The organism is Asanoa siamensis (assembly GCF_016862555.1).
Taxonomy (GTDB): domain Bacteria; phylum Actinomycetota; class Actinomycetes; order Mycobacteriales; family Micromonosporaceae; genus Asanoa; species Asanoa siamensis.
Genome location: NZ_BONE01000103.1, coordinates 17,767 through 27,174, shown reverse-complemented (window position 1 = coordinate 27,174; position 9,408 = coordinate 17,767). Strand labels below are relative to the sequence as shown.

Sequence of the window (9,408 nt, the reverse complement as noted above, 5' to 3'; positions counted from 1 at the left end):
GGCCACGCAGTGGTAGCGGGCCTCCAGCGTCTCGATGCGGTCCGCCTGGTCGTCGGTCAGGGTGTCGCACACCCAGTTCCAGTGCAGTGCCACCCGGTCGCCCGCGGCCAGGCCCGGCAGGAGCGACCAGCCCTCCACCGACCAGCGCACGGTCTCGCGGCGCGGCACGCCGGGTGCCACCCCGACGGGCGCGGCGACCAGCGGCCGGGACTCGACCGTGGCGGTCTCCCCCGACACCGCCACGACGACGCCGGTGCGGATGCGGCACTGGTCGAGCACCGAGAGCGCCTGCGCGTGGCCGGTCTGGGCGAGCAGGCCGGCCCACGGGTAGACCTCGAACACCTGGAACGTGTGGTGCGGCAGCGCCCGGTCGCCGGCCGCGCGCCAGGTGCCGCCGGACTGGCCCACGAACCGGGTGTCCAGGAAGGACACCAGCGCGGCCGACGACACCCCGGCGAGCAGGTCGCCGCCGACCCAGTACGCCTCCACCACCCGCTCGTCGAGCGGGTCCGCGATGCCGGCCTGCCCGGCCAGGAACTCCAGATAGGACCAGGCTCCCTCGAAGCGGCGGGCGCGGCGGGCGATGTCCGCGGTGGCGTCGCCCCGCAGCATCGCCTCCGCGCCCGCCGGTCCGCAGTAGCCCAGGGCGTTCGGCGGGTACGCGTACCGCGCGAACATCAGTGCCCCCGAGGCCGACACGTCAACAGATCCGGGGTAGCTGCTCGCCGATCGGCAGGCTGATCACCCGGTTGCCGCCGAGCGCCGTCCGGGCCACCACCGTCCCCGGATGCTCGGCCACGCAGGTGCCGATCACCCGCGCCCCGGTGCCGAGGGGATGCGCGCGCATCGCCTCCAGGACGAGGGGAGCCGACCCCGGGTCGAGCACCGCCACCAGCTTGCCCTCGTTGGCCACCTGCAACGGGTCGAGGCCGAGCAGGCTGCACGCGTCCCGCACCGCGGCCGGCACCGGCAGGTCCCGTTCGACCAGCGAGACGCCGACGCCCGACGCCCGCGCGATCTCGTTGAGCGAGGCCGCCACGCCACCCCGGGTCGGGTCCCGCAGCACCCGCACGTCGCCGCCGGTGCCCAGCATCGCGGCGACCAGACCGGCCAGCGGGGCCGTGTCACTAAGGACCGACGTCCCGAACGACAATCCCTCGCGGCAGCTCATGACCGCGATCCCGTGTACGCCGATGTCGCCGCTGACCACCACCACGTCACCGGGACGGGCCCGCCGCGGCCCGATCGTGACGCCCGGCGCGACGAGCCCGATGCCGGCCGTGTTGACGAACACCCCGTCACCGCTGGCCCGGTCGACCACCTTGGTGTCACCGGTGACGAGCCGGACGCCGGCGGCCGCGGCGGCCAGGCCCATCGCCTGCGCGATCCGCCCCACGACCGCCAGGTCGGTGCCCTCCTGGAGGATGAACGCCGTCGACAGGTACAGCGGCGTCGCGCCCGACATGGCCAGGTCGTTGACGGTCCCGTTGACGGCCAGGTCGCCGATCGAGCCGCCGGGGAAGAACATCGGCTTCACCACGTACGAGTCGGTCGAGAACGCCAGGCGCGCCCCACCGGCCTCGACCACCGCGGAGTCGCCGAGCTCGGCCGCGCCTGCCGACCCGAAGGCGGGCAGGAAGAGCTGCTCCACCAGCTCCGCCGACATGGCACCGCCGCCGCCGTGCCCCATCACCACCGCGGGCGTGTCCCGCAGCGGCACCGGGCACGACCACGCTGAGAAGTCCACAGTGGTCATACGGACACCAGATCCAGCCGGCGGTACGCGTAGTAGGCGGCGCACGCGCCCTCGGAGGACACCATCGTCGCCCCGAGCGGGTTGCGCGGCGTGCAGTCCTTGCCGAACGCCGCGCACTCGTGCGGCTTGATGTGCCCCTGCAGCACCTCGCCGGCCCGGCACAGCGGCGACTCGTCGGTGCGGATCTCACCGACCGCGAACCGCTCCTCGGCGTCGAACTCGCGGTAGCGCGCCGACAGCCGCCAGCCGCTGCCCGGGATCGTCCCGATCCCGCGCCAGGTGCGGTCGGCCACCTCGAACACGTCCTCGAGCATCGCCCGCGCCGGCACGTTGCCCTCCGCCGGCACGACCCGCGGGTACGCGTTGGTCACCTCGTGCCGCCCGGCCTCGAGCTGCACGACCGTCTGCCGGATGCCTTCGAGGATGTCGAGGGGCTCGAACCCGGTCACCACGATCGGCACCCGGTACTTCGCCGCCAGGGCCGGATACTGCTGCGTGCCCATCACGCTGCACACGTGGCCCGCCGCCAGGAACGCCTGCACCCGGCAGCTCGGTGACTCCATGATGGCCGCGATCGCCGGTGGCACCAGCACGTGCGAGACGAGCAGCGAGAAGTTGCTGATGCCGAGCCGCCGCGCCTGGTGCACGGTCATCGCGTTGGCCGGCGCCGTCGTCTCGAAGCCGATCCCGAAGAACACGACCTCGCGGTCGGGGTGCTGCCGGGCCAGCTCCAGCGCGTCCAGCGGCGAGTAGACCACCCGCACGTCCGCGCCGGCGCTCCGGACGCTGAACAGGTCGCGCCCGCTGCCCGGCACCCGCAGCATGTCGCCGAAGGAGCAGAAGATGACACCGGGCTGGGCCGCGATGGCCAGCGCCTTGTCGATCGTCTCCAGTGGAGTGACGCAGACCGGGCAGCCCGGCCCGTGGATCAGCTCGATGCTGTCGGGCAGGAGCTGGTCGATGCCGTGCCGGATGATCGAGTGCGTCTGCCCGCCGCAGACCTCCATCATCGCCCAGGGCCGGGTGGTGGCCGCGTGGATCTGGTCGAGCAGCCGGCGCGCGAGCACCGGGTCGCTGAACTCGTCGAGATACTTCATTTCGCCCCGAACTCCTCCTCGAGAATGCCCAGCTGTGCGAAGTTGGCGAGGGTCTGCCGCGCCGAGTCCTCGTCGAGCCGCTGGATCGCGAACCCGACGTGCACGACGACGTACTCGCCGACGGCGGCGTCCGGGACGTACTGCAGGCAGACGTCCTTGCGTACGCCGCCGAAGTCGACGTCGGCCATCAACGTCCCGTCGCGTTCGGCGATGCTCATGACCTGTCCGGGTACTGCCAGGCACACGGTGGTGGTTCCCCCTCCTACGAAGCGGCGGCGATCAGCAACTGGCCCAGCGCGATGCCGCCGTCGTTCGGCGGCAGCAGGCGCGGGCGCAGCACGGTGAAGCCCCGGTCGGTGAGCAGCCCCTCGGCCGCCTGGAGCAGCACCGCGTTCTGGAACACGCCCCCACCCAGCGCAACGGTCCGCAGGCCCGTCCGGTCGCGGGCGCGGCCCGCCAGGTCCGCGATGAGCTCGGCGACGGTGGCGTGGAAGACCGCCGCGACCTCCGCCGCCGGCACACCGGCGCGCAGGTCGGCGACCACGGCCCGCACCAGCTCGGCCGGGTCGGCGACCAGCGGTCCGTCGCCACCGATCACCATCGGGTACGCGCGGCGGGTTGAGCGGTCGCGGGCAAGGCCCTCCAGCACGATGGCGGCCTCGGCCTCGTACTCGACGGTGTGCCTGGCACCGACGAGCGAGGCCACCGCGTCGAACAACCGGCCCATGCTCGACGTCGGCACGCTGCCGAAGGCCGTGTCGAGCTGATGGGCCAGCACGTCGCGCTCGGCCTGCGGGCAGGCCGCCACGGCCGGGATGTCGTCGGTCCACTCGACACCGGCGTGCCGCAGGTGCGCCAGCGCCATCCGATAGGGCCGCAGCACGCTCGCGTCGCCGCCCGCCAGCGGCACGTAGCCGAGGTGGGCGAAGCGTTCCGCGGACTTGTAGCCGCAGACCAGCACCTCGCCGCCCCAGACCGCGCCGTCGGTGCCGTAACCGGTGCCGTCGAAGGCGACGCCGATTACCTGCTCGCCCGCGCCGAGGCCGTGCTCGCCCATCACGGCGGCGATGTGGGCGTGGTGGTGCTGGGCCAGGTGGACCGGCCGGTCGCCGGCGTGCCCGAGCGCCCACCGGGTGCTGCGGTAGTCGGGGTGCGCGTCGGCGACGAGCCGCTCCGGCCGTACCCCGGTCAGGTCCGCCAGGTGCGCGGCGACGGCGCCGAGCGCTTCCTGGGTACGCAGGTCGTCCATGTCACCGACGTGCGGGCTGAGCCAGGCGTAGCGACCCTCGGCGACGGCGCAGGCGTTCTTCAGGTCGGCGCCGGCGGCCAGGGTGGGCGGCACCTCGACGGGCAGCGCGACCGGCAGCGGCGCGTAGCCGCGGGCCCGCCGGACCGGCACCGGCGCGCCGCCGACCGGCCGGGTGACGGAGTCGTCGCACGGCACGTGGATCGGCCGGTCGTGGCGCAGCCAGGCGTCGGCGAGGCCGGCCAGCCGGCGCAGCGCGTCGGCGTCGTCGGTGACGATCGGCTCGCCGGACAGGTTCCCGGACGTCATCACCAGCGAGTCGGTGACCGGCGGGTCGCCGTCGAGCCCGAACAGCAGGTCGTGCAGCGGCGTGTACGGCAGCAGCAGCCCCAGGTCGGGGTTGCCGGGTGCCACGGACGCGGCCAGCGGTTCCCGCTTGGGCGCGAGCACGATGGGCCGCTGCGCACCGGTGAGCAGCTCCTCCTCGCCCGGCCCGAGCGCGGCGACCCGGCGGGCGACGGCGAGGTCCGCGACCATCACGGCGAACGGCTTGCCGCCGCGGCGCTTGCGGGCCCGCAGCGTGGCCACCGCGCTCTCGTTGCGGGCGTCGCAGGCCAGGTGGTAGCCGCCGAGCCCCTTGACCGCGACGATCCGGCCCTGGGCGAGCAGCTCCCGCGCGGTGCGCAGCGCCGTGTCGCCGTGCAGCGGCGGCCAGGCGTGCCGCCCGGCGTCGCCGGTGACCAGCTCCAGGCGTGGGCCGCAGTCGGGGCAGGCGATCGGCTGTGCGTGGAACCGGCGGTCGGCGGGATCCTCGTACTCCCGGCGGCAGGCCGCGCACATCTCGAAGCCGGCCATCGTCGTGGTCGCCCGGTCGTACGGCAGCGCGGTGACGATGGTGTAACGGGGTCCACAGTTGACGCAGGTGATGAACGGGTGCCGGTGGCGGCGGTCGGCCGGGTCACGCAGCTCGGCGCGGCAGTCGGCACAGGTGGCCACGTCCGGCGAGGCGAGCGTGCGGGACCGTCCCGCCGGACCGGACTCCTCGATGGTGAAGCCGGTGCCGCCGACGGCGTCCACCGTGGACTCGGTGACCGACTCGATCGCCGCGAGCGGCGGGGGCTCGGTGCGCAGCCGGCGACCGAACGTGTCGAGCGCGTCCGGCGCGCCCTCCACCTCGACGGCCACCCCGGCCGCGGTGTTCGCGACCCGACCGGTGAGCGCGAGGGCGGTCGCGGCGGCGTAGACGAACGGGCGGAACCCGACGCCCTGCACGACGCCGGTGACCTCGTAGCGGCGGCGCTCGCGCTGGTCGGCCGGGCGGCCGCGGCCCATCAGCTCCAGCCCGTCGCGGGCGGTGCGGGCCTGGGCGGCGTCGATCAGCTCGACGGCGAACCCCATGTGGAGGAGCACCCAGTCGCCCGGCGCCGGTGGCGCGTCCAGCATGCCGACGTTCACCCGGCGGGCGACGCCTTCGACGTCGACGAGGGCGACCTGGCCCTCGTACCCGGGAACGAGCTCGACGACCTGTCCCGGGATGCCCAGGCACATGTCAGGTCCTTCCGGTGGTGAGCTTGTCGGTCAGGACGTCGACCGCGGCGACCGCTTCGGGCACGGCGGCGGCGACGGCGGGGCTGAGGCCGAGGTCCTCGTCGAGGGCGGCGGGCCGGCAACCGACCACATAGGTCGGTGGCAGGCTGCCGCCGAGCCGGCGCAGGGTGGCCAGCACCGTGGCCGGGTCCATCGCGTGCGCGTCGACGCCGGCGCCGGCGGGCAGGTCGGTCGGGCCGACCTCGAGCACGGTCACGGTGCCCGGCGCGGCGTCGCCGGGCAGCGCGTCGACCAGGATCAGCGCGTCGACGCCGTCGAGCAGGTCGTAGGCCAGGTGCAGGCCGCGGATGCCGTAGTCGACGACGCGGACGCCGGCGGGCGGGTCTCCCCGCTCGACCAGCGCGCGGGCGACGGCCGGCCCGAAGCCGTCGTCGCCCAGGAAGACGTTGCCGATCCCGGCTACCAGGATCGTCACATCGAGCGGATCTTCAGGTAGCGCCGGATGTCGGGAACGGAACGGACGGTCAGCACCAGGGCCGCCAACGCGACCACGGCGCCCACGCCCGCCGTCACCATGCCGAGCCTTCTCATGAGCGGCTCTCCTCTCTCTGGATCGATTCCCCGTCGCCGGCCACGGGTCGGATCTCGTCCGGCGCGAAGTAGAAGTAGCGGCCGTACCAGTCGTGCAGGTCGGCCGCGGGATCGTCGACGAGCACGAGCGCGACGTGCGTGCCACCGTCCACGTCGGACAGCACGGCGGTCACGCGGGCGAGCTGGTCGGCGAAGAACAGGTCCTGCGCGTCGGCGCGGCGGCGCGGGTGCACCCGGACGAGGCTGCCCTTGCCGACCCGCACGCCGTCGACCATGACGGAGTCGGTCTCGGGCGAGACGGCCGCGTCGGCGGCCGGGTCCCACCACGGCATGCCGCCCGTGTCGAATGTCGGGGGCTCGACGTCGCGCGCGTCCTTCGCGGGCTTCCGGAACACCCCGTGCAGGCGTCGCAGCTCCTCGGGCGTCAGCCCGTCGCAGCGGTCGATGATGGCCGCGACCTGCGGGTCGGTCGCCCGGGCCTCGGCCTTCTCGGACTCGGTCATCGTCATGATCCGCAGCACCAGGATCTCGTCGATCTCGGTCGCGTCGAACAGCGCGCCGGGGCTCTCGTCGGCCACCTCGGGGTGGTCGTAGAGGATGATCGGCGACCCGAGCACCAGGTCGGTCGTGCCGGGCGGCCCGGCCAGCACGGGCCAGCAGCGGTGCTGCGCGCAGCCGGCGGCCGCGACCGCGGCACCGTCGGGCGGGTCGATCACCGAGAGGAAGTCGGCGCCCCGGGCCCGGAGCACCAGGTGCGCGCCCAGCAGCGAGCCGCGCACCGCGTCGTCCTTCGTGGACACCGGGCCTTCGTACGCGTTCTCCACCGCAACGGTCAGCCGGGTGTGCCCGCCGTCGACCGCGGCGGCGAGCCGGACGTGCCCGCGGAGCGGCCGGCGGCGCCGGACGATCCGGCCGACCTCCGCGCCGGACTCGTCGTGGAAGGGCTCGACGTCCGCGCCGCCGGAGATCTCGACCCGTAGCTCGCCGTCGGGCCCGACCGGCTGCGCCTCGAACACGGCCTCGCGCTCGACCGCCTCGTCCCAGGTGAGCACGGTGCGTTCGCCGACGCTGAGCGCCTCGACGTCGGTGAACCGGCCGTCGGCCTCGCGCCGCTGGGCCTGCCGCCGCTGGAGCTGCAGGAACCGCAGGTGGACGTCCACGGTCGCGCTTGTCGCGGCACCGGCCAGCAGGCACTGGATCGCCATCGCCGACTCCTCGCCGAGCCCGCGCTCGGCGGCGCCGGGCGGCCCGAGCACGCCGAACTGCCACCGCGACCGGTTCTTGTCGGCGCTGGCCCGGTAGGGGTAGAGCAGGTAGCCCTCGTAGAGAACCGCGTCGGCGACGGCGCGGACGGTTTCGATGCTCACGCGACCACCTCGTCGTGTGCGGGCAGCAGCGCACGGATCGTCTCGTCCCAGCTCACGTCGCCGCGCCGGGCGCGGACGGCGGCCAGGGAGTCGAGCACCTCGCGGTCGAGCCGGATCCAGCCGGTGCCGGGGAAGTACTGCTCGATCATGTCCCGCCACACCGCGACGGGCAGGTCGTAGCCGGCGACGCGGTCCCAGGGCACGGGCTCCACGGCGAACCCGGTGGTGCCGGGCAGGAACGCGGTGCCGGAGAACAGGAACGTCAGTGGCACGGTGCCGGCGTCCAGCGCGTGCAGGTAGGCGGTGCCGACCACGTCCAGGTCGTACGTGCACGGCAGCGCCAGGTCGACCTCGGTGCCGCCGGTGAAGCCCGGCACGGTGATGTCGCAGCGCAGCCAGGGGAACGCCCGCACGGTGTCGGCCCAGCGCTCGCGGCCGCCGAACAGCCCGCGCAGCGCCTCGGCCTCGGCCGCGGTGTAGCCGCGCCGCTGCGGCTCGACCCGCACCTGGCAGCGCAGCGTCATCGCGTGCAGCCGGCGGCCCGCGGCGTCGTCGATCCGCAGCTTGGCGGTGAGTTGCGGTGTCACGGCGTGCGGCTCGGCGACGATGTCCCGGACGGCGAAGCTCAGCGTCATCCGTCGACGCTCCGCTCCTCGACCGTGGCGAAGAAGGCCGCCAGCGCGGCCCGCGCCTCCGTGCCGCCGTCGAAACCGCGCCAGCCCTGGCGCAGCGTGCCGACGAGCTCGTAGCAGACGTCGATCGGCACCAGGTGGCACGAGCCGGAGTGCGCCGAGCCGGGCGTCGTGCGGCGCACCAGCAGGGCCTCGACGTCGGGCCGCAGGGTGGCGAGCCCGGGGTGGGCGGCGAGCACACCCTGCCAGGCACCCAGCGGGAGCTCCGACTCGGTCGCGCCGGCCGGGCCGGGATAGAACGCGACGAGCCGGTCCTGCACGGAGTTGTGGAACAGGAACGCGAGCCCGACTGGGATGTCCAGCGCGTCGAACGCCGGCCCGTCGGCCGAGACGTCGGCGAAGCGCAGGTAGCGGTCGGGCACCGCGCGGTAGCGCTGGTCGTTGTCGCCGGAGAAGAGCAGGTAGCAGGGCCGGCAGGCGCACATCAGCGCGCGGCCCTCCAGGTGCACGACGTGGCCGTGCGGCTCGGGCACCGGCTGCGCGCACATGTCGCAGCGCTCCCCCGCGACCCGCGGCGCCGGGCGGTCCCGGCTGATCCGGCGCAGGGCGCCGAGCGACGGGCTCACGGCGCCTCCGCGGGCGCCGTCACGCGGCTGAACAGCGAGGCGACCGGGATCACCGGGGCGGCCGCCGGGTCGCTGCCGACCACCTCGATGGTCACCACCTCGGGCGCGGCGTCGGCGATCGCGGACTCCACGGCGGCCTTGAGGGGCGCCGAGGAGCAGCCGCTCGCGGTCAGGCGTACCCGGGCGATGCCCGCGGGCGTGATGTCGATGAGCGTGGCCTCGCCCGCGGGCGCGACCGCCGCGAGCGCCTTGGCCACCCGGGTCGAGGCGCTCTCCGGGTGCAGGCCGTGCACCAGCAGCAGGCTGGCGACCAACTCGTCGGCGGCCAGCGCGTCGAGCACGTCGTCGTGGAGCGCGCCGCGCTCGTGCAGCAGGTCGAGCAGGCGTTCGAGCCCGGCGCCGTAGAGGTCGACGACGAGCCGGACCAGTTCCTCGGCCCGTTCCCGGGCCACCGCCCCGCCGGCCGCGCTCGCGGTGATCAGGGCCTCGATGCGGTCGCCGGCCGCGTGCCAGTCGGCCGCGGCCGGCGCCTCCACGTCCATAGT

General features: G+C 74.6%; 11 protein-coding genes. All 11 read right to left on the bottom strand.

The features are described 5' to 3' along the window. Positions 1 to 699, bottom strand: a 699-nt coding sequence (locus Asi02nite_RS36680) for a DUF6390 family protein (RefSeq protein WP_275410436.1), incomplete at its 3' end; no start/stop codon positions are given. A gap of 1 nt (position 700) precedes the next feature. Then, the gene (gene hypE, locus Asi02nite_RS36675; RefSeq protein ID WP_203718651.1) at positions 701 to 1,756 is read right to left on the bottom strand and encodes a hydrogenase expression/formation protein HypE; all 1,056 of its coding nucleotides are present in this window, start codon (positions 1,754 to 1,756) and stop codon (positions 701 to 703) included. Next, positions 1,753 to 2,853, bottom strand: a complete 1,101-nt coding sequence (gene hypD / locus Asi02nite_RS36670) for a hydrogenase formation protein HypD (protein ID WP_203718650.1) — start codon at positions 2,851 to 2,853, stop codon at positions 1,753 to 1,755. Before hypD ends, hypE begins: the two co-directional genes overlap by 4 nt. Next, positions 2,850 to 3,098, bottom strand: a complete 249-nt coding sequence (locus Asi02nite_RS36665) for a HypC/HybG/HupF family hydrogenase formation chaperone (RefSeq protein WP_203718649.1) — start codon at positions 3,096 to 3,098, stop codon at positions 2,850 to 2,852. The genes hypD and Asi02nite_RS36665 overlap by 4 nt, the downstream gene beginning before the upstream one ends. A 17-nt stretch (positions 3,099 to 3,115) precedes the next feature. Continuing rightward, positions 3,116 to 5,647, bottom strand: coding sequence for a carbamoyltransferase HypF (gene hypF, locus Asi02nite_RS36660; protein ID WP_203718648.1), 2,532 nt, complete (start codon positions 5,645 to 5,647; stop codon positions 3,116 to 3,118). A 1-nt stretch (position 5,648) separates the two neighbouring features. Next, complete coding sequence (locus Asi02nite_RS36655; protein WP_203718647.1) at positions 5,649 to 6,122, bottom strand: hydrogenase maturation protease; 474 nt, start codon at positions 6,120 to 6,122, stop codon at positions 5,649 to 5,651. After that, complete coding sequence (locus Asi02nite_RS42880) at positions 6,119 to 6,238, bottom strand: DUF6893 family small protein (RefSeq protein WP_373312403.1); 120 nt, start codon at positions 6,236 to 6,238, stop codon at positions 6,119 to 6,121. The genes Asi02nite_RS36655 and Asi02nite_RS42880 overlap by 4 nt, the downstream gene beginning before the upstream one ends. Continuing rightward, complete coding sequence (locus Asi02nite_RS36650) at positions 6,235 to 7,605, bottom strand: hypothetical protein (protein WP_203718646.1); 1,371 nt, start codon at positions 7,603 to 7,605, stop codon at positions 6,235 to 6,237. Before Asi02nite_RS36650 ends, Asi02nite_RS42880 begins: the two co-directional genes overlap by 4 nt. Next, on the bottom strand, positions 7,602 to 8,240 hold the full coding sequence (locus tag Asi02nite_RS36645) for a DUF6084 family protein (protein ID WP_203718645.1): 639 nt from the start codon (positions 8,238 to 8,240) through the stop codon (positions 7,602 to 7,604). The genes Asi02nite_RS36650 and Asi02nite_RS36645 overlap by 4 nt, the downstream gene beginning before the upstream one ends. Beyond that, the gene (locus tag Asi02nite_RS36640) at positions 8,237 to 8,863 is read right to left on the bottom strand and encodes a DUF5947 family protein (RefSeq protein ID WP_203718644.1); all 627 of its coding nucleotides are present in this window, start codon (positions 8,861 to 8,863) and stop codon (positions 8,237 to 8,239) included. The genes Asi02nite_RS36645 and Asi02nite_RS36640 overlap by 4 nt, the downstream gene beginning before the upstream one ends. After that, entirely contained in the window at positions 8,860 to 9,405 is a 546-nt protein-coding gene (locus Asi02nite_RS36635) for a NifU-related iron-sulfur-binding protein (protein ID WP_203718643.1), read from the bottom strand. The genes Asi02nite_RS36640 and Asi02nite_RS36635 overlap by 4 nt, the downstream gene beginning before the upstream one ends. Positions 9,406 to 9,408 lie beyond the last annotated feature (3 nt).